Genomic DNA, 22225 nt, shown 5'->3' with positions numbered 1-22225 from the left:
ACTTAGACGTTATAAGCAGGCAGCCGGTCAATGACCGGCTTTTCCCTGGAGTTGCTTTTTTGCTAGTTAATGCATTGTGTTTAGGGATACTAAACAACTCGAATGTTAAGTGATGCTAAACATGTCGTCAATGTTTCTATGACGACATGCTATGGTTCCTATTAGACTGAAATCCGCTCGGCTACATGCCAAACTCACCCAGGAACAACTAGGGGTGCTAGCTGGTATCGATGAATCCACCGCACGGTCACGTATTTCACAATATGAAAACGGAACCTATACACCTACATTTTTAACCGTGTGCGCAATGGCTCGGGTGCTGAATGTGCCGGAATGTTATTTTTATATCTTGGATGATGAGTTCGCTGAGCGGGTTTTACAGTTGCATCAATTGTAAAACGCCCTCGCCTACTTCATTTTGTCTGAATTCGCATTCGAATGATATCATGAAAGAATGATATCATTACCTCGTGTTAATGTTGCATTTTCCGCAGAATAATCCAATTATCTCCACATTACTATTTTACATAACCTTCATATTTTCATAGCCAGCGCTGTCCATTCGAGCTATTTTATGGTTGATTAAATATCATGATTTCATGAAATAATGATTTCATTCTTCATTTGTTAGTGTGTGTTTTTATTATAAACAATGATATGCATATAATGATAACATTAAATCATGATAGCATGCTTAAATGCTTCCATTTGTTCTAGTGCCATGTCATTATAACTTGCAGTAAAACATGAAATAATGAAAGGATGATATCATGATGATTTCTTGTGTGGGCCAAAAAGGTGGTGGTTCTAAAAGTGCGACAGCAAGAACGTTGGCGGTGGGATTTACTGATGCTGGTTGGAAAACGCACCTGGCTGATATCGATGAAAAACAGCAAACATCATTCAAGTGGTGCAAGCGTCGTGAAGATGCCGGATTGAGTACAATAGACTGCGCTCTTTATCGCAGAGTAGATACTGCGGTTAAAGTTCAAGATCAATTCCATCTTGTCATCATCGATGGACGTCCAGCAGCAGAGTCGACATCTCTTGATGTAGCTATGGAGTCCGATCTTGTTATTGTCTCAACGGGGACGACTATTGATGATCTTGAACCGTCCTTGGAACTTGCTCGAGAATTGGTGAAAAAGGGAATAGCACTTGAGAAAATAGTATTCTCTGTTGCTAAATCGCCTTCGGATGCTGAGGGAGTTAAAGCTCAAGAGACTATCCGAGCTTGGGGGTTCAGGGTATTAAGTACCGTAATACCTTTCAAAGCGGGCTATGGTAGTGCGCTTGATGCAGGAAGAGCATTATTTGAAACACCATTTAAATCATTAAATGCCACAGCAAAAGGCATGGTAGAAGAAATACATGATATCATTAATTCATGATATCATGTATTAATGATTTAATTGTTTCATGAAAATATATAGGTACTGCAATGAAAACGCCAAAAAACAGCATCAAGCTAGCCCCACCTTCTTTAAACGAACCTACATTGGATGTTACAGGTAAAGGGGCATTGCCAGATACTCATGTAAAACCAATTCAAATAAAGGTGCCCGTTAGTAAGCATAAAGAAATGAAAGCTTATGCTGCGGAGCAAGGTATCTCTATGACGGATATGCTTTTGGCTGGTTATGATATGTATAGACAAAAAATGAATTAATGAAATCATGCTTTCATTGATTCATGATTTTAGGTTTTGAGGGTTACATATGCAGAACGAAACTCTAGTAAACACGTTGTGTTTATCAAGGGCATCTAGTTGTAATACAACAACGACGATTCATCAGGATATGAGAACCTTTGTAAGAGGCCCTGTAAGTGACCCTAAATTTCCACGTACCAAAGTACGCAGGTATTTATCTCAATACGGTTTTCGCGGTAGTAAGCTGAATACGGAAGTAGAACGTATTTGCACACTTAAGATCCCAAAAGGCGATTGGAAGTATCCGTATGGCTGGTCAGAACAAGATTTAAGTGGTCCAATGCGCCGTATGTTCGGACGTAAACGACGCAGAAATTTGGTTATGCTTGATGAGTTTCATATGTCATATATAAATAATCATTAAATCATTAAATCATTAAATCATTAAATCATTAAATCATTAAATCATTAAATCATTAAATCATTAAATCATTAAATCATGAATTAATGGTTGTATTGATGAAATATCCTCAATCAAACTTATAATCGGGCTTTTGGCAAATCTCTCCAGCGAGTAGTATAAGCAGGGGAGAGCATTTCTTGCCTCATTTTCCATACTTTATCTATCCCTTGACCCGCAAACCAAATCCTTCCCAGACCTGTTTGGTTAATACGGTCGATAGCTTTCATCAACTGCTCACTGTTGGCTTTGGGCTGTGAATCGTCAAACATGTCTATTTGCCCAGGGCGACTACAAAAATCGTTCAATATAATTCCGGCTTTTTGATATCGATACCCCCCTTTCCATATTGTGTCTAAACCGCGCATGGCGGCGGCAACGATATCGCGAGTGTCTTGTGTAGCCAACAGCAGAGTTTGATTAGCATTATTTCCGTAATACGGTTCAGGAGAGTAGGGGCTGCAACGTATAAAAACACTAATTTGCCTACAATATTGGTGTTCCTGGCGCAACTTCTCAGCTGCACGCTCAGCATACTGACAGACAGCCTGACGCATATCTTGCAATTGTGTAACTCGCTCACCAAACGAACGGCTAACGATGATCTGCTCTTTTGCTGACAGGTTTTCTATTGAAATACAGTCAATCCCATTCAGTTCTCTGCAGGTTCGTTCCAAGACAACGCCAAATGTTTTGCGTATCAATTGCAAATTGCTGTCGGCCAGCTGCAGGGCGGTCTTAATTCCCATACTATTAAGACGAACGGATATTTTTCTTCCTACTCCCCATACATCACCTACGGGTACGAGAGCCATTAACTTTCTTTGGCGTTCTCGGTCAGTTAACACAACCACACCTTGTGTTGCTGGCCATTTCTTAGCAGCATAGTTGGCCAGCTTCATTAAAGTTAGCGTTTGAGCAACGCCAATGCCGGTGTTTAACCCTATCTCCTTTAAAACACGCTGTTGTACCAGGCGACCAAATACTTCTAGGGGCATGACAGATTCCATCCCTTGAATATTCATCACCGCTTCATCGATTGAATAAATTGTCAGTTTCGGCGCCATGCTTTCTAGTAACGTCATGACTCGGTTAGATATATTTCCATACAAGGCATAATTGGAACTGAAAACAGTAACATCATGTTTTTTAATTATATTTTTTATTTCAAAGTAGGGCTGGCCTCGCTTAATTCCCAGGAACTTTGCTTCTTTATTCAAGGCCGCGCAGGCACCATCATTATTTGTAAGGACAATCACCGGCTTGCCTTTCAGGTCGGGCCTGAAAAGTTGCTCACATGCGCAATAAAACGCATTAGCATCACACAATAGGTACATTACTTTGTCCGGTGGATGGCATAAGTTACAACGCCAAAAATCTCCAGTTGATCTGGTTCGACATAAATCGGGCTGTAGGCTGGATTCATTGGCATTAAACACAGAGTAGGGCGGGTGCAAAGTTGTTTAACGGTAAATTCTCCATCTAAAGCAGCGATAACAATATCGCCATGTTCTGCTTGAAGAGATTTGTCGACCACAAGAAGATCGCCGGAAAGGATGCCCGCTTGAACCATCGATTCCCCCTGTGCAATCAAATAGAACGTAGATACAGGATGAGGCACGCAGTAATCGTTTAGATCTAAGGATTGCTCAATATAGTCCTGGGCTGGAGAGGGAAATCCGGCCACACAGTGATCGGCGAATAATGGAATAGTTGAAGTTGGTAAATCGATGCCCGCTGAGGATAGGAATTGAATTTTCATTGTGTGGCTCATTATTACTGTGTATACATACAGTAATAATAACCAGAACTATCTCAATAGCAAGCAAGAGAACTACGTCACATCAGGTCTTAGACCTAACATAATAATTTCAGAACAAATTAACTTCCGGCTATTCCTGCAATTCACCGTTTACGCATTTTCTTATTCTCCCGCCCCGCTAAACAGTTCCACCGCCAGGCATGACAACAAGTGTGCGCTATCGCCGTCTACTACATCCGTTCTCACTCCCTTCGGTCGTTGCGCTGCGGCTTTGCAGACGCACTTGCAATCACGCTTATCTGGCAGAGGCCCTGACGCTTTACGGCGCGAGAAACAGAAAACTCGCGATTAACAGCAAAGGGGAATACACCAGATGAAGATTCATAACGCCGAAATACTGGGCAACTCATTAAATTTAGGCCACCTGTTCTCACGTTCACCACTCCAAAACCTGTTTGATCCCTCGAACCGGCGCCCTGGTGTGTCAGCTGCTCAGTATCGCAAGGAGTTTGTATCTATTTTCAAACACTTGGCACCACATCATCACCGTTTCGAGGTGTTTCGTGATTTTGTTCATGCAGCTGCTATTGCTATTCAAAATGCTTTTTTAAAGTCAGATGAGTTAGAGCAAGAATATTTTGTAATTGAAAAACGCTTAGGCAAAGAGAATATGAGTCAGTTATCTCAATGGCTAGGGTGTGTTATTGGTGCTTTGGACGCAGAGCCGAGTGACTTTCTGGGGAGTCTCTATATGGAATTAGAGTTGAGTGCGTCCAGTTTAGGTCAATTCTTTACCCCTTATTCATTATCGGAAATGATGGCAGCATTAACGATGTCTGACGCAGTACAAAACTTAAACAAACGTCCCTTTATAACTTACAATGAACCCGCCTGTGGGGCCGGTGGGATGGCTATTGCAGCAGCGATGTATATGCGTGAAAACGGGTATAACCCCCAAGAGCAAATTTTTATGGTTTGTACAGATATTGATGGCATGGTTGCTGATATGTGTTACATCCAATTATCGTTGCTGGGTATCCCTGCCCAGGTTGTTACCGGTAATACACTCACACTGACAGTGAATAGAACTTTCCACACACCTTTTTGGTATCTGGGGGGGTGGGAAGAGAAGTTAAAACACGCTGAAGTCGTTGAGCGGATGATGACGACATTCTCCCGCCTACAAGCCGCTTAATACTTTAAATACAAAGTGATATATAGAAATCATATATCACTTTGATTTAGAATACTTGATAATAGTAACTTTATATTTTACATTGTGTAACTTTTAATGATACAATGCATGTACGGAATGGAATGACGGAACAGACAATGATTAAGTCTTTTCGGGATAAAAACCTAGAACTGTTCTATATGGAAAGTAAACGAGATCGCGCGATACCGGCAACAATAGAGCGCCAGTTAGCGAAGAAGCTTGATATGTTGGCCGCCGCACATAATGAGCGAGATTTGTTTATTCCAACCAGTAATTACTACAAGCGTCTCTCAGGGCAGTTTGATGGCTGGTCAAGTATGAGAGTCAATATTCAATGGCGGTTAATGTTTCAATGGAAAGACGGATATGCTGAAAGCATCTACCTCGATCCTCATCAAGACACCTAGCAGGGGGATTTATGCTTGATACCACTACTCGTGAACCTACTACGGTAGGCGAAATTTTGCAGGAAGAATTTTTAACCCCATTAGCCATTGGGCAGGAAGAACTGGCCGATATTATGGGAGTGACTCGAGCAACGGTTAACCGTTTGTGCAAAGGCCGTCGTCGTCTGACTGTAGAAGAAGCGACGCTGTTTTCTGAGTTGTTTGAGACGACGCCCGAATTTTGGTTGAACCTCCAAGCCGCTCATGACCGTTGGGAAGCACGAGAAGCGCTTCAAAAACATAAGCGACCCCCAATGCGTCCTATCATGGAAATGTTGGGGCGGCGTATCTCACACGCCTGATCCTGCCAAATAGAAACCGCTCAGATGAGCGGTTTTTTTCATCCCAAATCTGCCCATTTGCCTTTATTGGTCAGAACCGGCGTTGAGCCGGTTCTGACCAATATACCCCCCGCTTGCGACGAGCTTCGCTCGTGCCGCTCTCACTGCTGCCACTGATGTGCCAGCGTCTGGGAAAGCCAGGCTAAAGCCCGGCCTTTCTGGTGATCCCCTTTACTCTGGCAATAGCGCTGTGAGTCTTTCGCCGTGACAGACGCTATGCCGGGGCGCAGTCAGCGCAAGGGTTCGCTGGCGCCGGCTACGCCGCCCTTGCACTGCCTGCTTATACCCCGTCTCGGTCTTAATGTCACAGCGCCAGACACCCCGCGCCGGCAAAAGCCAAAAGGGGTATACACCAGAAGAAAGTCGAAACGAGAGGGTTTTATGACTACAACACTGAGAGATGCATTGGTCGCCCTGATTGGGCCCGAAGCGGGGAGCACCCCGTACAGAACGGATGAAGAAGATAACCTGGCCCGCAGTACGTTAGAGGCCCGGGCTTTATTGAATTTTATGGATAACAGTCAATGCGATGAAATCGATGTTGAGTCGGTATTCAGTGATCTTATCGCTGATTTGTTTCATCTGGGATCATTGTTGCATCGGCAGGGGCTGTACACCGATTTTGGTCTGTGGGAAGAACGTGTTCTTGTTCGCGCGATGAATCATTTCCAGGCAGAAACGGGCATTGAGATTGATGTTAAGGGTGCGCATCCTGATGCCGCTTGCTCACTGCTGCTTTACATCAACAATAAAAAATCAACACAACACGTCGCGACAATGGCCAGTCAATTAGCTGCAGAGTTATCACTCATTATTAAAAATGTTGAGGGGTTGCCAACGGCGAATGCACTTCTGGCGGTTGTCAGTGAATGCCATAAATAGTCGTATGGCAAGAATAAGGGCATGCATTTAGCCCTTTCCCCCTTGTTCAAGACGGTATCAGGGCAAGGGGGATACTGGGCACGCATAATTAATGTTACTCATTCTGAGTAGCATTGAAAGCAATTTTACGCTACCAATAATACAAGAAAACTCTATTTGAGTGTATTAATTGACTCATATTGAGTAATTAACATTGATTTCCAACATCACTCATCTATAATAAGACTCAAATTGAGTAACTAAAAAGGGCACTGAAATGAAACATATTTGCTGTGACGACGGCTCCACTAATGTAAAGCTGGCATGGTTTGATAATGACAACCTCAACACTTTCCTCTCCCCCAACTCTTTTCGCCCCGGTTGGAAAATCGAAGGCATGGGAAGCCGACGCACGTTCAACTATCAAATTGATGGCGTGAAATACACATTTGATGACGTCAGTCACCAGGCAATCAGCACAACTAATATTGAATATCAGTACAGTGATACCAACTTGTTGGCGGTGCATCATGCTTTGCTCAACAGCGGCTTGGAACCCCAGGCGGTTAAATTGACAGTAACATTGCCTATCAGTGAGTTTTATACCGAGGACTGCCAGAAAAACACGGTGAATATTCAACGTAAAATTGAGAATCTTTTACGGCCGGTAGTGCTGAATAAAGGTCAATGCTTTGATATTTCGGCAGTTGAAGTGATGCCGGAATCATTACCCGCTGTTTTCTCTGCATTGGCCCGTGAGAATGTCGGGCCGCTTGAAACCTCACTTGTCATTGATTTAGGCGGTACGACGCTCGATGCAGGGGTGATTGTTGGCCAGTTCGATGACGTAACGGCAATCCATGGCAACCCGATGATCGGTGTTTCACTGGTGACGCAGGCTACCTTAACGGCATTACGTATCGCGGAGAGTGATACCAGTGCATTCGTAGCCGATACGGTTATCCAGCGTCGTCACGACCGGGAGTTTTTATCTCAGGTTATCAATGACGGCTCGCGGGTTGATAATGTGATTGATACGATTGAGACAGCGATCAGTCGCTTGGGTGACCGTGTTGTGAATGAATTAGCCCGATTCCGTCATGTCAACCGGGTATGGCTGGTCGGTGGGGGCGCCCCACTGATAGAATCAGCGATACGAAATGCCTGGAAATTACCTGCAGAACGGATAACGCTAGTTTCCAATCCGCAATGTGCCTTGGTCAATGAAATGGCGTTGTTTAAGCTAAAGGGGTAACAGAACGTGAGCGAGAAAAGCAGTGATAACCGCCGGAAATTTACCTGCTATTTGCAACTGGATAGTGAAGCTGATCGCCATGCGTTGGACGTCGTTGAGTCCATATCACAGCGGGTAAGGGGGGATTTCTTGCGTAATGCCGTTATTACGACAGCAGCACTGCATCAGCTCGACCCTCGGTTGCCGGTGCTATTGGCCACCCTGTTTAATGGCCAGTTGACGGCTGATCAACTGGTCAACTTGCTGACTCAAACTACCGGATGGAAACCCAGCCAGGCGGATATTCGCGACGTGATCGCCTCATTAGGGGCGGTCGACATTGCCCCTAATGAGGCGGCAGTCCATAAGGAAGATGAACCCAACTCAGATGGACTGGAAAATATTCGTAAAAAGATGGATAAGCTCATTTGAATTGTAGAAAAATAAGCAAAAATTGCCCTTTCCATTACTAAAAAGGTGCAAAAATTGCTTAAAATTAATTAAATTTATGGAGCACAGGAGCCGTATTAAATGACTGGCTACGACTTGCGATTATGGCGCTCTGGACAATTTTGGACGCGAGATGAGGTTAGATCAATTCGCATCGGAAGTCGGTGGCGGCAGGAGGATGCTGCGGAGCAACTTGGCGTAACCCTGCGAACCTATCGCACTTATGAACAATATACGCCACCATTAGTGGTTGAGCTAGGTGTGCAAATTTTATCACTTCAAACCATGTTATCAGAGTTGGCCAGATTGCCTTTCGATCAGGCAATAAATCGTTTGCGAACTCTGACGGGGTGCACTAAACAAGAGCTCGGGGTCATGCCGACTTATCCGGTAGTGATGCCATCGTTAGGGTTAAAACAGTGGCGGTCAGCTCTAAAGTGGACTCAGGTACAGGTTGCGGAAAAGTTAGGGGTCACTATTCGGACCTATAAGAGCTATGAACAAGGATCCTACAAGCTTCCACGGCGGGTTATATTGGCTATTCAGGCACTGACATTGCTGGTTATGCTTCCCCAACTGGCGAATGGCCAACCTGATGATCTCCTGCCACAACTCCGGTTGTTGCTACAAACCGACGGGGCATAGCCCGTCGTTCTATGGTGGCCAAACACCGGCCACAGAAAGGATACCCGACCTTGTCGGGTCCCCCATGGACGATATTCTGCCCGATCAACGAAATCCCCCTTACGCCGTGCCCTGACACTAATCCGGGCCACGGTTCCCACAAGGGGATGCTACGCCAGCCCTTCACCCGTTCGCACTCCCTCCCTGCGGTCATTCGCTTGCGCGTGCGGCTTCCAGTTCTGCCCTTGTAAAATCCGTTATTTGCCCGTCTTGGTTTAGGGGCACGGCGTAGGCCGCTACCTTAATCTGATAACTCGGAGCGAATGTCATGAGCAATTTTATCCCTCTTCACGTCCAGCAAGCCCCCGTTTACGTTTTGTCATTGGAAAGTACCCCGTTTTCCCGCTCGATATCTGACGATGATTGCTGTGCCTGGTGCCGACATCTTTTATATCGCCCAGGGGAACTGAGTCTGTGTCAGTTACATAACATGCATGATTGGCCTGCGCGGTTTAATGAAGATGGATATGCCCTGGACTGCGAGCAGCAGCTGGCGTGTCGTTAAGCTATTGGCTGGCCTGCCTAGAGCGGGCCAGTTTACTTTATCCAGGGATGTGAGTACTGATTTTTCAGGCTACGGACATGACCGGCCTCGAACCGGTCATGTCCGAGGTGACAATATCGGCGCGTGTCAAGGTAGTTGTCGCCTCAGTTAATTCATGCGGCCAACGTTTCACGTTCCGGATTTAACCAGACCTCATCCTGCCGGTGCCAGTTTCTCGTTGAACCTGACCACCGATGTGGATTCTGCATTTTCGCCGCTTCATAGACCGATTTACGCTGCGCCAGTAGTGCCCGATCTTCACCTCTGTGTCGTTGCCCTGGTGTGACGTAACGGATACCACTGTGCCGATGTTCTTCGTTATACCAGCCAACGAAGGTTTCTACCCACGCCTGCGCATCCTCCAGCGTCGCGAAGCCCTTCTCCGGCCAGCTCGGCACGTATTTCAACGTCCTGAACAGCGATTCAACATACGCGTTATCGTTGCTCACCCGTGGCCGGCTGTGCGACGGGGTTATCTTAAGTTCCGCAAGCTTTACCTGCAGCACCTGTGACTTCATCGGGGCTCCGTTATCCGCATGCAGTACCAGCGGCTCCTGCCAACAGCGTTCGCTCAGCACTGTCCGATTCATCAGCTCTGCCGCATGCTCACCACTTTCAACCAAGTGAACCTCGTGACCGACGATTTTGCGGCTGAACACGTCTTCTATCAGGTACAGATAGAACCAGTGTCCTGCCGTCAGCGACCTCAGCCAGGTAATATCCCATGACCACACCTGATTCGGTGCCGTCGCCCTCCAGGTCGATAGCGGCTTGCTTTGCGCTACCCTCTGCCGACCACGGTGCGTTGTTTCGCCAGCACGTCTTAGTATCCGATAAAACGTTGACTCACTGGCGATATAGCGCTTTTCATCCGCCAACAAAGGAACGATTTGCGTCGGTGGCAGGCTGGCGAACCGCAGTTCATGACAGAGGGCTAAAACCTGTTGTTCCTCTTCGGCAGTGAGTTTGTTCTTCGGGATGGGCCGTGACGCCGTGGGTCTGCGGTCATGCGTCCCTTTTCCCCAACGCTGTAATGTTCGCTCACTAAGCCCAATAGACTGGCAAGCCTCGCTCAGCCTCGCGCCTGCAGCAACGGCTTCCTTTACGATTGTCATCAATCGCAGCCTGTCCGGAGTCGGCGTCATTCGTCCCCGTTTTCCTCGACGAACAACGCCTTGAACTTTTTTTGCAATATCAGCAATGCCGCAGCCTCAGCCAACGCCTTATCCTTGCGGGCAATTTCACGCTTAAGCTGATGAATTTCGTTTTGCTGTTTCTTGACGAGTGCTTTCTCTTCACGCGGATCTGGCTGCATTATCTCATTCTTCCACTGCTGAATTTGCTCAGGGTAGAGCCCTTTACGGCGACAGTACTCAGCAACAGCATGGGCGGAAAGAGGTGCCGTTTCAACCAGGATGGCAAAACGAGCCTCACGGGACCATTGCTGCGGGGTTTTTACCTCAACGTGGGTGCTCGCGGTCGAAATACCTGCCTTGGAGCGCCAGGTGTAAAGCGTATTGACAGGGATCCCCTCAGAGCGTGCAATCTGAACAACCGGCTGATTGTGTGGTGGCATCATTCTGGCAATCACAGCGGCATTAAGCTCAGGTGAATACGTTTTCATTCTTGTTGTCTCCAGCCCCTTGGATGTTTTCAGTTAGAGGCGACAACTACCCTGACATGGGGGGTGAGTGTGGACCCGAAAGGCAATATCTTCTTGCCAAACGTTGGCCCGCTGAAAGTAGTTGGCATCCCGAATAGCCAGATCAACAGTGTGGTGACTGCCAAAGTCAAACAGGTCTATCAGTCGAATGTGAATGTCTACGCCTCTTTATTACAGGCCCAGCCGGTCAAAGTGTTTGTCACCGGTTACGTTAATAACCCCGGATTGTACGGCGGGGTGGCATCTGACTCGTTACTCTCCTATCTCAGTAAAGCCGGTGGTGTCGATACTCAGAGAGGCAGCTATGTGGATATCAGCATCAAACGTGGTAACCGCGTGCGCTCACAGGTTAATTTGTACGACTTTCTCCTTAACGGCAATTTGGGGCTATCACAGTTTGCTGACGGCGATACCATCGTAGTCGGCCCACGCCAGCACACTTTCAGTGTCGAAGGCGAAGTGTTCAACAGCTATGACTTTGAATTCCGCAACAGCACGATTCCGGTGAGTGAAGCGCTCAGTTGGGCACGCCCTAAGCCGGGGGCCACACATATTACCATTATCCGCCAGCAGGGTACGATTAAGCGCAGTGAATACTATCCACTTAGCTCTGCACCGGGGCGTTCATTACAAGATGGCGATAAGCTGATTATCAGCACTGATCGCTACTCAGGAACCATTCAGGTTCGAATCGAAGGGGCGCATTCCGGCGAGCATGCCATGGTACTGCCTTATGGTGCGACTATGCGTCAGGTGCTGGCAAAAATCCGCCCTAATAGCATGTCGCAAATGGACTCGATCCAACTGTATCGCCGCTCGGTCGCGCTGCGTCAGAAAGAGATGCTTGACCTGTCACTGCAAAAACTTGAAGAAGCCTCTTTATCAGCACAGTCTTCCACTTCAGAAGAGGCCCGTCTGCGAATGCAAGAAGCGCAGCTTATCAGTCGCTTTGTTACCAAAGCCCGCAACGTGGTACCTAAGGGTGAAGTGGTGCTCAACGAAAGTAATCTTGATCAGGTGATTCTGGAGGACGGTGACGTAATTAAGATCCCTGAAAAGACCTCGCTGGTCATGATCCATGGCGAAGTAATGTTCCCGAATGCGGTGAGTTGGCAGAAAGGTCTTAGCCCGGATGATTACATTACCAAGGTTGGCGGTTACACGCAAAAAGCCAGTAACACCAAAGTCATTCTGATTAAACAGAATGGTGAAGCACTGAATGCTGAAGACGTCAAAACGCTACAACCGGGTGACGAACTGATGGTATTACCGAAGTTTGAATCGAAGAACATTGAAGTGACACGGGGAATTTCGACCATTCTTTACCAGTTGGCAGTTGCCGCTAAAGTGGTGCTAACACTCTGATGATAGGCATCTTTTCGGCAGGGATTTATCGTATCGAGCATCTGGAAAACTTTCTGGCTGAACCCTGCTGCAAGCTTTCATCGTTGCGCTCAATTCCACCGCAGATAAGTGCGGTGGCGGTGTGGGGCCATCGTCCAAGTGGTGATAAAGCGGTTGCGTTGGCGCGAGCTTCCAGCTTGCCTGTTGTGCGTCTTGAAGACGGTTTTATCCGCTCGTTGGGGTTGGGCGTGTCAGGCTGCCCGCCGTTGTCGATGGTGGTGGATACTCAGAGTATCTATTACGACGCCAGCCGGCCAAGCTCGCTGGAAAGGCTGATTCTTGACCGGGCCGGTAACCAGCCACTTTATGCCGATGCCCGAGAGGCAATGCGGTTAATTGTTGATGCTGACTTGTCGAAATATAACTTGGCACCGCCATTCAGCGGCGTGCCTGCGCAAGGTGATGCGGTGTTGGTCGTGGACCAGACTTTTGGTGACATGGCGGTTAAATACGGCAATGCCGATGCGGCAGACTTTAAGGCCATGTTAGATGCCGCGCTGAATGAAAACCCACAGGCAGAGGTTTGGCTGAAAATTCATCCCGATGTTTTACAGGGCAAGAAAGCAGGCTACTTCAAGGCAATACCAAAAAATCCACGCATCAAGTTGCTGGCAGAAAATGTCAGCCCGCAGTCGTTATTGCGCCAGGTCAGTCGTGTGTATGTGGTGACTTCGCAATATGGTTTTGAAGCGTTGCTGGCGGGCAAATCTGTCACGGTATTTGGTCAACCCTGGTATGCCGGTTGGGGATTGACTGACGATCGCCACTCGCAGGCTGATGGGTTATCGGCACGACGTGGGCAGGCCAGTTTGTTGGATTTATTCAGCGCCGCCTATCTGCGCTACAGCCGTTATATCGATCCCTGTAGTGGCCAGCCGGCGACATTATTTGCTGTGTTAGACGGCCTGTTGATGCAAAAAAACCATCAACTACAACGCCAGGGTCAGTTATGGGCGCCGGGTTTAACACTTTGTAAACGCAGCATTTTTTTACTGTTTTTAAAAACCACACTGAACAACGTCTCTTTCAGAGACGGTAAAACATCGAACACGGCTTGTGTGGTGTGGGGCAATAAAGGCGAACAGCGCTGGCAAGCAAAGGCTCAGGCGCAAAAAGTGCCGGTATGGCGTATGGAAGATGGGTTTATACGCTCATCGGGGCTGGGTTCTGACTTGCATCCGCCGCTGTCGCTGGTGCTGGATAAAAGCGGCATTTACTACGATGCCACCCGGCCGAGTGATCTTGAGTCGTTACTCAATAGCAGCCGGTTAACTGACCTACAGCGAGTGCGGGCCGCAAAGCTTCGCCAGCGATTGGTCAGTGGCAAAATCAGTAAATACAACATTGGCGCGCCATTCAGTCTGCCGCCGCAAGCCAGTGGCAAACGCATTTTGCTGGTATCCGGCCAGGTGGAAGACGATGCATCCATTTTGAGCGGAACAATCAGTATTCGTACCAATAGTGAACTGCTGAAAACGGTGCGCCAGCGTAACCCGGACGCTTTCATTATCTATAAGCCGCACCCGGACGTATTGGTTGGCAACCGGCAAGGGCATATTCCTGCGGCTGATATTGCGCGTTGGGCTAACACTCAGGCGCAGGATGCCGACATCATCCAATGCATTCAGGCTGCGGATGAGTTGCATACTTTGACGTCGCTTTCGGGCTTTGAAGCGCTGTTGCATGGGAAGCAGGTATTTTGCTACGGCATACCTTTTTATGCGGGGTGGGGGCTGACACAGGACGAACATTCTGCACCACGCCGGCAGCGCACATTGACGCTGGATGACTTGGTATATCAGGCGTTGATCGCTTATCCGACCTATGTTGACCCTCTTCGGCGTGAAGCAATAACCGCAGAACGGGCGTTAGACATTTTGGCGGCTCAGCCACGTGCTGAAATGCAATTTAGCAAAAAAAAATCGGGCAGGATTATGCGTAATTATAGAAAACTGCTCATGCTAACTAAAGTGACAATGAACTTATAAATCAGTCTGTTAAATGATAATGGTGACGTGTTTATGCTTACAGATTGCCGTGCACTGACAACACTTCTTGCTGGCAAGAAGTACCTACTGTTACAAGGCCCGATGGGACCTTATTTCAGTGATACCGCTGAGTGGCTTGAATCTCAGGGGTGCGAAGCGGTGAACGTGGTATTCAACGGCGGTGACAAGTTTTATTGCCGTAAGCGTGACTATTTGGTGTTCAGGCAGACGCCGAAAGAGTTCCCCACCTGGTTGAAAGATACCTGGCAAGATTACCACTTCGACACTATTTTGTGTTTTGGTGATTGCCGCCCGCTACACCAAGTTGCCAGGCTTTGGGCGCAGACCAAAGGGGTGCGTTTTCTGGCGTTTGAGGAAGGCTACCTCCGCCCGCATTTTATTACCCTCGAAGAGGGCGGGGTGAATGCGTTTTCCGCCTTGCCACGTAATCCTGATTTCTACCGTAAGTTGCCAGAAATTAAAGCACCGGTCGCCAAAAAATTGACATCATGCTTTAGTCTGCGGGTACGCCGTTGCATCGGTTATTATCTGGCTGGCTGGTTTTACCGCCACCAATTTCCACAATATCGTCACCATAAATCCTTTTCACCTTGGTACGAAGCCCGTTGCTGGATACGTGCTGCCGCGCGTAAACAGTGGTACCGATTCTTGCAACGAAAAGTGCTGAGTCAACTACAGGGCGAGCTTGACCAGCGCTACCATCTGGTGGTTTTACAGGTCTACAATGATAGCCAGATCCGCAACCACAGCCCATACAACGACGTGCGTGATTACATCAATGACGTAATGTATTCATTTTCAAAAAAAGCCTGTAGTGACCAGTGGTTAGTTATCAAACATCACCCTATGGACCGGGGGCATCGCCTGTACGGGCCATTAATCCGGAAACTGGGTAAGCAGTACAACATCAGTGAGCGAGTAAAATATGTACACGATTTGCCGATGCCGGAATTGCTGACTCACGCCAAGGCGGTGGTAACGATTAATAGCACTGCCGGGTTATCAGCACTGATCCATAATAAACCGTTGATCGTGATGGGAAACGCCCTGTATGACATGAAAGGGTTAACGTTTCAGGGGCACCTCAATCAATTTTGGCAGTCTGATTTCAAGCCAGATATGAAGTTATTCAAAAAATTCCGGCTATATATACTGAGAAACACCCAGATTAATGCGGTTTATTATGGTGATAATCAGCTTGAACTGATACCTACGGTAAAGACCGAATATAAAGACGAATATTACCGGATCCCGGTTTAGTGAGTTTTGGGGATACTTTTCAGGATGGGGCGGAGAAATGATTATTGCTGATGCCGATAAATAATACAGATAATACTGCTGTAACCATTTTCCGATTATTGTTGCGCTGCCACCTCTGGTTAGTATTAGCCACAGCCACTTCATACACATTATCGCTACAAGCTGCTCAACTGACATGCTATTTGCCTGATGCCACCGCGTTACAGGGGAATATCAGCTTGCAGCCGCACTGTATTTATCGTCAATCCCTACTGATATCGCACAGCAATACTCATCTCGACTGTCAAGGGGCGACGTTGGAAGGGGACAATAATCTACCCTTTGGCATAATGGTCAATAGCAAAGGCAAACCACTAAAAAACGTCAGCATCAAAAATTGCCATATCCGCAACTTTAGTCGCAGTGGTATCCGTATTACCTCTAATATTCCGGCTAATCAACTTAGCACCGATCACCAGATTAATTATCACCGAACGCCGATGGGGATTCTTATCGACGCGGTAGTGGTGACCGGCAGTGGGCGAGTGGGCATCTATCTTGATGATTACGTGACTGACTCCACTCTCAGTAATTCTACTGTTCAGCAGTCTTATATGTCGGGAATATATCTGGAACACTCATCACGCAACAACCGGATTATTAATAACCGTATAGTGAATAATGGTCATGAGAGTCTGGGGCGGGGCAAGCGAGAAGGATTAGCGGTGGATTCATCTGCCAATAATCTGATCGAGGGAAATCTATTTGAAGGCAATGGTGCGGGTGGTGTGTTTTTGTATAAGAACTGTGGCGAGCATTACAGTAGTGGAAAGTCGGTTATCCGCTGGCAGCATAGCGACCATAATATTATCCGCAATAACACCTTTACCGACGAGCAGGTCGGCATTTGGCTAGCTTCCCGCCAAAGCAGAGATCTCTCTGGTTTTGATTGTGGTGATAACCCCAAAGATAATTCTGGTAAGTACTTTGCTGATTACGCCGATAACAATGTGCTGGAAGGGAATAAGTTTATTCGCACTCGCGTAGATATTAAAGATGAGGGGGTGGGGAATATGAAATAAATAGTTTAAACTTTTTGGTTTTGCTAACTTATTTTATGGGTGAATTTAAAATACTACCGATAAGATTTTTCAATAATACAATGATTGCTATATGCGTACTGAGTATACAGACAGATATAGTACTTCATACTGTCTGCAACTCACATATTAAAATGCTACAGGGTGTATATTAAATAAAATAGAGTGAGCGGATATACCACAAGCATTAAATTAACTACTAGGGGGGGCTGCTAAAATTTATTTACTCAGCAACTTTTGAGAGTATTAGCATCATTTGAGAATTATGAAGCCTTGACCAACTGTCTTGCGGAGCGTTATCAGGGTAATAATGAAGTATTGACGACCAACAGTGAATTGCTTCATCCCATTTGCAACAAAGTTGAGCTAATTCGGCTCTCAAAATCCATTCATCTATACTGTCTGGGAACCTATTTTTAGAATTTTGGATTAAAGTTATTGCTTCTTCTATCATTCCCAACATTCTATAAGAATGTGCTAAACGGTAGTTTGCAATATCATAATTAGTGAGTAATTTTGACCAGACTTTAGCAGAAGCATCCCATTTTTTTAATAAGTAGTTAATTTCTCCTAGTTCAAATAAAAACTCTTGGTTATCGAAAGTTTTAATTGGGAGTTTATCAAGAACCACTGCTGCTTCTGAATTATTTCCTTGTAAGCGCAATCCTTTTATGTAGGTGATGATAAGTTCATCAGATATAGAGACTATATCAATATTTTTATTATTAATTTGTTGGGTTACTTTAATCCATTTCTCTTCTAAGAAAGAAATTTTCGCATTTTCATAATTTAATGCTATTTTATCACCTGGTATTTTTGATGCTAACTCAAGTTTCTTCCTTGCGATGTCATAGTTACCCATTTCTCTATTGCAGCGGGCTAGCATGATATAGCTTTGTAATCTTGAAAAATCACAATTAATAAAATCTACAGAGTTATTTTCTATAAGGTCAATAGTATTTGACCACTCGCCGTGACAGATATAATACCAAGATTTACTGAGCAAAGAATGTTTTTCGCTAGTACCAAAGTTTAGCCTTTTATAAATATGATCAAATTTTGCTGCGTTTGATTGCTCTGCAATAGATTGCAGGAAATAAATAGTGTCTTCATTACTACGGTTGGGTAACATTGCCCAGCATTCGGCGGAAAGTTCCCATTGTTGAAGTTTCATCTGAATGAAAGCATATTCACGAAGTACCGGCTCTGGCCAAATGGATTTATCGTGTCCATAATATTCATTAATTACTTCCAGCGCTAAATTAATATTTCCAAGGTTATTAAGTGAAACTATTTTTTGAACTGTTGCTTCATTTTTTTGCTGCTCATTCCCACTATTTAAAACTAATGACCAGCGAGAAAGCGCAAGATTCCAGTTTTTGCTATTACTTGCATGAGTAGCATATTCAAATAATATATCCACATCTATAAAATCAGTTGGTAAAGGCTTATCCAGCGCTTCAATAGCGTTGAAAACACGCTCGCAGTTATTCCCATCGCGATTTTGGAATGTATCATTGATACGTTTCTTAATTTGTTTCGAGGGTTTTGCTGAATTTTTAAGAAGAATATTTAACTCTAAGAAAAAATCATTCTCGTTAGTGACTACTGGGCCAAATCCATCCTTACGATAATCATAATATCCTTTGGCATATATGTGAGAACCTTGGAAAACTGCATCTTCGTCAAATTGATAGTAAAGTGTCGCTTTAGATTGTACTGCCATATCAAAGGCGACGGATGAATAATCAGTAACCAATAATGAAGATTTATTAAATAGATTTTGTATTCCAATATTTTCGTCGTCACCAATTTTTATAAAGTTAGGTATATTAAATTCACCTAAGTAAGGCAAAATATTTACATGGGGATAAAAAATAACTTCATAACCATACTTCAAGCAGATTCGATATAACTCAGGCGAATGAAGTAGACTGTACCAATGTTTGGCATAGCACGACTCCATAAAAAGAGGATTAAGTTTTCGTTCACAGCCTTCTCTATTTGCTTCTCCGGAAATAGAAGAACGCCAGGTAGGCATGATCAATATTTTTTTGTTATTTTCAATAGATTTTAATAGCTTATCGTGTCGTGGTAATCCGGTAAGAAAAACTTCTTTTTTACCGAACTTATAATGTGAATTGTCAGAAGTAATAGAGTCAAATTCAGGTTTCGATGCAGTTATAAAGCAATCTATATTGTCTTTTTGATTTAACCATCCAGAAAGGTCATCTTTAATTACTCCGTGTTGCAAGAAAACAAAATGTCTACCGGATAACATTTTTGGCCCAAGGAAATTAGTTACATAATAATCCGCATGAGAACTTATTACTTTTGAACAACTTTCTAGTGCCGATCTATGTTCTTCACTGCCAAATTCGAGTAAATTAAATTCCTCTTGAATAAGGCGCGGCCAATCATCAGAGGTTTTTCTTAGTACATAGAATATGTTAATATCAGGATGATTAAGTTTAATATAATGATATAGGTGTTCTGCATTATCATCAGCACGCGTGTCACGATCCATCAATACCCATGAGTTTTTATATTTTTCAGATATTTTGTATTTTGGTTTTATTGTATCGAAATGTTTAATAATGGCCTCGCCATGGACGCCATCTTTCTCCTGCTTTCCTGCAAGTGTTATTCGTACAGATTTACCACGAATATTTACCTTTATAACTGATTTTGGTTCGAATTTAATCCATAATCTTCTTTCGTTGACGAAATCTTTAGAGATAAATGTGTGTTTTATATTCTTTATGAATACTGGGATAGTATCAACATCATTGATCGTTATATGTTCAAGTTCATGTTTACCTGTAAAATAGCGTAATTGGACAAGACCTTTTATTTTATCATATGATTCTACATATACTATTTGGAATGGAGGTTCACTTTTCTTAAAGCATGATAGCATCCCAACCTTATGATAGAACCAACATCCCGCCAGCCCGAACTGTATAATGACCTTATCATCGATCATTGAGAATATTTCATAAATATTCTTTTCAAACTCTTCTATTTTTTTATTATCTAAGAATGAGAGTTTAGACTCATGGTTTATAAATCTTTTTAGATACCAAAAAACATGATACAAAATCTGTATTTGTAGTGATTCTGGAATAGGCCTCCCTGATTGAAGGTAGCGCTGCATTGACTCGATACAGCCTTTTCGTAAAACTATATCGTATAACCCTGGTTTTTCCCATGAGCTATCTAAAGTGGATGTACCATCACTTCTTTTTCGATAATAGTATTTGGCTTTCTTTAAAAATGCTGCATTACCATAATCTAGAGGAAAAAGATATTTTGTTATAAAGTGAGCATCTTCATAGTTAGGTTTTATATCTACATCAAACGATATATTGTTATCCTTGATATTAGACAGTCTAAAAATAGCAGAACTTGCAGATAACTGAATTTGTTTTCCTAAGTTATTTATTGGAACTAACGTTTCCTCTTTTGCAAATCTATATTTTAATGGGTGAGTGTCTTTATATTGATTTGTAGCATCAAAGTAAAATATTAGATTACAACCTATTAAATCTAATTTTTTATTGATATTTTTATTAATGAAAATATCAATTGACGAAAAATAATTTTGATCAATTATATCATCAGGGTCAATGAACGTTACCCATTCTGTATTAGCATGATCTAAACCAAGGTTTCGTGCAGATGCTTGCCCACCATTTTCCTTATATATATAAGTTATATTTAATGGGTATTTTTTTTGCCAGGATTTTATTATTTGTGCTGAGTTATCAGTTGAACCATCATCGACTAAAATTATGTGAATGCTTTTTTTGAAATCCATGTGTTGATTAATAATACTTTTAAAGTATTCATCTAGATATCTTCCGACATTATATACTGCTGAAATTATAGTGTATTGATGGGTGCCATTATATTTTTTTAGCATTATTTTTTTATTTTATTTTCTCGCTTTACTAACATGTCCGAGAAGAATAATTTTGGATTGCGTATTAATTTTTTAAACTTTCTGGTAAGCATTTTATTTCTCTGATTCAAAATGATATTTAAGTTCGGTATTTAATAATGACTTATAGTTTGCAAACGGTGCTTTCTGAGTATTAAAATCATTAGCACAAAATGAATGAGGCATACACCCCTCTTTTTTAGCAATCTTCAATGCCCTAAAATTACTTCTTGCAGCGGTAGACCTAATATTAAAATAGTAGCAAATATCCCGTACTGGAGTGGCCTCACCTTGAATATAGGACATCCAAGGGACGAAGAAAGTCGCGAGATTCATATCATTATTTGTTCTGAATTTATTGGGTAAAAATTTTCTTATTTCATATTCATAAAGCTTCCAACTTTTTTCGAAAATACTCTTCCTGAGTGGGACATAGGTATGAACTAGCGGTGTATCAATTGCTATCTGAAAATCTTTGTCAAAAATTTCTACTGCATTATGCGAGGCTGATAGTGTGGGAGTATCAGTTCCCCTGGCTTGCATGTTGGTTAAGCTTTTTTGGGAGAGAAATAATGAGGCAATACCATTACCTTTAAAAAAATGCCCAGCAGGCAATGGTCTTGCAACAAACACATCATCGTTGAAGTAAATAAAATGCTCAGCTAACCCTGGAATTTTATGTAAATACGCCTCTATGACATGTGAGTTAAAGGTTGGTAGATAGTGGCTTTCAATTATTTCGCTATGGTCAACTATTTTTATGCGTTCGTCAGTTTGTAGCCATTGAGGGCGTTGGTTATCTGTGACAATATAAATGTGCCGAACCCAAGGTAGGTATAGTTCTACACTTTTAATAGAGTATCGTAATTCATCATGATTGCTAAATCTGGCCTTATCGGTTGCGTGTTTACCAAGAGTATTTGAGTCAGCAAGGCTTTTATATTTTTGATAGCGCTGTTGCCACTCGATGTCAGAATCATCGACCCATGTAAAAACGACATCTATAGGAAAATCGATATTAATTAATTTTTCCATTGACAGATCATGACGGATAAGAATTTCTTCTTCAATTTCTGGACAAAAAACTTCATTTCTAATTATAGGGTATTTTTTATTAAAATAGTCACGAAAGAATACCCCAGGACTTTTAAGGAATTTTTTAATTTTTTTCATTTTATTATCTACGATTAAAAATCGTGATTGTCATGCGGATGACAT

General features: G+C 43.8%; 18 protein-coding genes and 1 pseudogene. 14 read left to right on the top strand and 5 right to left on the bottom strand.

All coding sequences use genetic code 11. The annotated features are described in order from the left end of the window. The first annotated feature begins 151 nt into the window (after nucleotides 1-151). The 3 genes from ACWJJO_RS16160 to ACWJJO_RS16150 all read left to right on the top strand — a co-directional run bounded on the left by ACWJJO_RS16160 (nucleotide 152) and on the right by ACWJJO_RS16150 (nucleotide 1669). Nucleotides 152-397, top strand: a complete 246-nt coding sequence (locus ACWJJO_RS16160; RefSeq protein WP_145563364.1) for a helix-turn-helix transcriptional regulator — start codon at nucleotides 152-154, stop codon at nucleotides 395-397. Nucleotides 398-770: 373 nt separating this feature from the next. Further along, nucleotides 771-1391 carry a ParA family protein gene (locus ACWJJO_RS16155; protein ID WP_432324226.1) on the top strand — a complete coding sequence of 207 codons (621 nt, stop codon included), beginning with the start codon at nucleotides 771-773 and terminating at the stop codon, nucleotides 1389-1391. Nucleotides 1392-1441: 50 nt separating this feature from the next. Next, entirely contained in the window at nucleotides 1442-1669 is a 228-nt protein-coding gene (locus ACWJJO_RS16150) for a hypothetical protein (RefSeq protein ID WP_145544398.1), read from the top strand. 522 nt (nucleotides 1670-2191) lie between these two features. Here ACWJJO_RS16150 and umuC read toward each other — a convergent pair. Further along, on the bottom strand, nucleotides 2192-3448 hold the full coding sequence (umuC, locus tag ACWJJO_RS16145) for a translesion error-prone DNA polymerase V subunit UmuC (protein WP_481091249.1): 1257 nt from the start codon (nucleotides 3446-3448) through the stop codon (nucleotides 2192-2194). Beyond that, nucleotides 3448-3873: a translesion error-prone DNA polymerase V autoproteolytic subunit gene (gene umuD, locus ACWJJO_RS16140; RefSeq protein ID WP_050074434.1), complete on the bottom strand. Its 426-nt coding sequence runs from the start codon at nucleotides 3871-3873 to the stop codon at nucleotides 3448-3450. Before umuD ends, umuC begins: the two co-directional genes overlap by 1 nt. A 373-nt stretch (nucleotides 3874-4246) precedes the next feature. Here umuD and ACWJJO_RS16135 point away from each other — a divergent pair, with 373 nt between their 5' ends. The 7 genes from ACWJJO_RS16135 (at nucleotide 4247) to ACWJJO_RS16105 (ending at nucleotide 9066) form a co-directional block, all read left to right on the top strand. Then, nucleotides 4247-5068, top strand: a complete 822-nt coding sequence (locus tag ACWJJO_RS16135; RefSeq protein WP_481091248.1) for an N-6 DNA methylase — start codon at nucleotides 4247-4249, stop codon at nucleotides 5066-5068. A 137-nt stretch (nucleotides 5069-5205) separates the two neighbouring features. Then, nucleotides 5206-5496: a type II toxin-antitoxin system RelE/ParE family toxin gene (locus ACWJJO_RS16130; protein WP_049615238.1), complete on the top strand. Its 291-nt coding sequence runs from the start codon at nucleotides 5206-5208 to the stop codon at nucleotides 5494-5496. Nucleotides 5497-5507: 11 nt separating this feature from the next. Next, on the top strand, nucleotides 5508-5837 hold the full coding sequence (locus tag ACWJJO_RS16125) for a HigA family addiction module antitoxin (protein WP_049615233.1): 330 nt from the start codon (nucleotides 5508-5510) through the stop codon (nucleotides 5835-5837). A gap of 420 nt (nucleotides 5838-6257) precedes the next feature. After that, the gene (locus ACWJJO_RS16120; protein WP_481091247.1) at nucleotides 6258-6758 is read left to right on the top strand and encodes a hypothetical protein; all 501 of its coding nucleotides are present in this window, start codon (nucleotides 6258-6260) and stop codon (nucleotides 6756-6758) included. A 256-nt stretch (nucleotides 6759-7014) separates the two neighbouring features. Continuing rightward, complete coding sequence (gene parM, locus ACWJJO_RS16115; RefSeq protein WP_481091246.1) at nucleotides 7015-7992, top strand: plasmid segregation protein ParM domain-containing protein; 978 nt, start codon at nucleotides 7015-7017, stop codon at nucleotides 7990-7992. Nucleotides 7993-7998: 6 nt separating this feature from the next. Continuing rightward, nucleotides 7999-8403, top strand: a complete 405-nt coding sequence (locus tag ACWJJO_RS16110) for a plasmid partitioning/stability family protein (RefSeq protein ID WP_120806768.1) — start codon at nucleotides 7999-8001, stop codon at nucleotides 8401-8403. Nucleotides 8404-8502: 99 nt separating this feature from the next. After that, nucleotides 8503-9066: a helix-turn-helix domain-containing protein gene (locus tag ACWJJO_RS16105; protein ID WP_481091245.1), complete on the top strand. Its 564-nt coding sequence runs from the start codon at nucleotides 8503-8505 to the stop codon at nucleotides 9064-9066. A 696-nt stretch (nucleotides 9067-9762) separates the two neighbouring features. Here ACWJJO_RS16105 and ACWJJO_RS16100 read toward each other — a convergent pair. After that, nucleotides 9763-11273, bottom strand: a protein-coding gene (locus tag ACWJJO_RS16100; protein ID WP_481091244.1) for an IS3 family transposase whose coding sequence is annotated in 2 segments (ribosomal slippage) — nucleotides 9763-10838 and nucleotides 10838-11273 — 1512 coding nt in all. Because the reading frame shifts where the segments join, the coding sequence is not laid out codon by codon here. A 63-nt stretch (nucleotides 11274-11336) separates the two neighbouring features. Between ACWJJO_RS16100 and ACWJJO_RS16095 the strand changes: the two are divergent. The 4 genes and pseudogenes from ACWJJO_RS16095 to ACWJJO_RS16080 form a co-directional block, all read left to right on the top strand. After that, a pseudogene (locus ACWJJO_RS16095) lies at nucleotides 11337-12677 on the top strand (polysaccharide biosynthesis/export family protein); the annotation flags it as partial. Further along, on the top strand, nucleotides 12677-14704 hold the full coding sequence (locus ACWJJO_RS16090; protein ID WP_481091243.1) for a capsular polysaccharide biosynthesis protein: 2028 nt from the start codon (nucleotides 12677-12679) through the stop codon (nucleotides 14702-14704). The pseudogene ACWJJO_RS16095 and the gene ACWJJO_RS16090, both read left to right, overlap by 1 nt. Before the next feature lie 33 nt (nucleotides 14705-14737). Continuing rightward, nucleotides 14738-15985 (top strand): capsule biosynthesis protein, encoded by a 1248-nt coding sequence (locus tag ACWJJO_RS16085; RefSeq protein WP_442848573.1) that lies wholly within the window; start codon nucleotides 14738-14740, stop codon nucleotides 15983-15985. Between the two features lie 50 nt (nucleotides 15986-16035). Next, on the top strand, nucleotides 16036-17046 hold the full coding sequence (locus tag ACWJJO_RS16080) for a right-handed parallel beta-helix repeat-containing protein (RefSeq protein WP_481091242.1): 1011 nt from the start codon (nucleotides 16036-16038) through the stop codon (nucleotides 17044-17046). A gap of 241 nt (nucleotides 17047-17287) precedes the next feature. Here ACWJJO_RS16080 and ACWJJO_RS16075 read toward each other — a convergent pair whose 3' ends face one another. Both ACWJJO_RS16075 and ACWJJO_RS16070 read right to left on the bottom strand, forming a co-directional pair. After that, nucleotides 17288-20989: a CDP-glycerol glycerophosphotransferase family protein gene (locus ACWJJO_RS16075; protein ID WP_481091241.1), complete on the bottom strand. Its 3702-nt coding sequence runs from the start codon at nucleotides 20987-20989 to the stop codon at nucleotides 17288-17290. Between the two features lie 93 nt (nucleotides 20990-21082). Then, nucleotides 21083-22180: a stealth family protein gene (locus tag ACWJJO_RS16070; RefSeq protein WP_481091240.1), complete on the bottom strand. Its 1098-nt coding sequence runs from the start codon at nucleotides 22178-22180 to the stop codon at nucleotides 21083-21085. Between the last annotated feature and the right edge of the window lie 45 nt (nucleotides 22181-22225).

Source organism: Yersinia antarctica (assembly GCF_056636475.1).
The sequence above is the reverse complement of the archived record's forward strand: the minus strand, read 5'-3'. Positions and strand labels throughout refer to the sequence as shown.

Excerpts from the sequence above, each read along its gene's own strand:
- ACWJJO_RS16160 (WP_145563364.1), top strand. The coding sequence starts at position 152 with ATGGTTCCTATTAGACTGAAATCCGCTCGGCTACATGCCAAACTCACC.
- ACWJJO_RS16155 (WP_432324226.1), top strand. The coding sequence starts at position 771 with ATGATGATTTCTTGTGTGGGCCAAAAAGGTGGTGGTTCTAAAAGTGCG.
- ACWJJO_RS16150 (WP_145544398.1), top strand. The coding sequence starts at position 1,442 with ATGAAAACGCCAAAAAACAGCATCAAGCTAGCCCCACCTTCTTTAAAC.
- umuC (WP_481091249.1), bottom strand. The coding sequence starts at position 3,448 with ATGTACCTATTGTGTGATGCTAATGCGTTTTATTGCGCATGTGAGCAA.
- umuD (WP_050074434.1), bottom strand. The coding sequence starts at position 3,873 with ATGAAAATTCAATTCCTATCCTCAGCGGGCATCGATTTACCAACTTCA.
- ACWJJO_RS16135 (WP_481091248.1), top strand. The coding sequence starts at position 4,247 with ATGAAGATTCATAACGCCGAAATACTGGGCAACTCATTAAATTTAGGC.
- ACWJJO_RS16130 (WP_049615238.1), top strand. The coding sequence starts at position 5,206 with ATGATTAAGTCTTTTCGGGATAAAAACCTAGAACTGTTCTATATGGAA.
- ACWJJO_RS16125 (WP_049615233.1), top strand. The coding sequence starts at position 5,508 with ATGCTTGATACCACTACTCGTGAACCTACTACGGTAGGCGAAATTTTG.
- ACWJJO_RS16120 (WP_481091247.1), top strand. The coding sequence starts at position 6,258 with ATGACTACAACACTGAGAGATGCATTGGTCGCCCTGATTGGGCCCGAA.
- parM (WP_481091246.1), top strand. The coding sequence starts at position 7,015 with ATGAAACATATTTGCTGTGACGACGGCTCCACTAATGTAAAGCTGGCA.
- ACWJJO_RS16105 (WP_481091245.1), top strand. The coding sequence starts at position 8,503 with ATGACTGGCTACGACTTGCGATTATGGCGCTCTGGACAATTTTGGACG.
- ACWJJO_RS16090 (WP_481091243.1), top strand. The coding sequence starts at position 12,677 with ATGATAGGCATCTTTTCGGCAGGGATTTATCGTATCGAGCATCTGGAA.
- ACWJJO_RS16085 (WP_442848573.1), top strand. The coding sequence starts at position 14,738 with ATGCTTACAGATTGCCGTGCACTGACAACACTTCTTGCTGGCAAGAAG.
- ACWJJO_RS16080 (WP_481091242.1), top strand. The coding sequence starts at position 16,036 with ATGCCGATAAATAATACAGATAATACTGCTGTAACCATTTTCCGATTA.
- ACWJJO_RS16075 (WP_481091241.1), bottom strand. The coding sequence starts at position 20,989 with ATGCTAAAAAAATATAATGGCACCCATCAATACACTATAATTTCAGCA.
- ACWJJO_RS16070 (WP_481091240.1), bottom strand. The coding sequence starts at position 22,180 with ATGAAAAAAATTAAAAAATTCCTTAAAAGTCCTGGGGTATTCTTTCGT.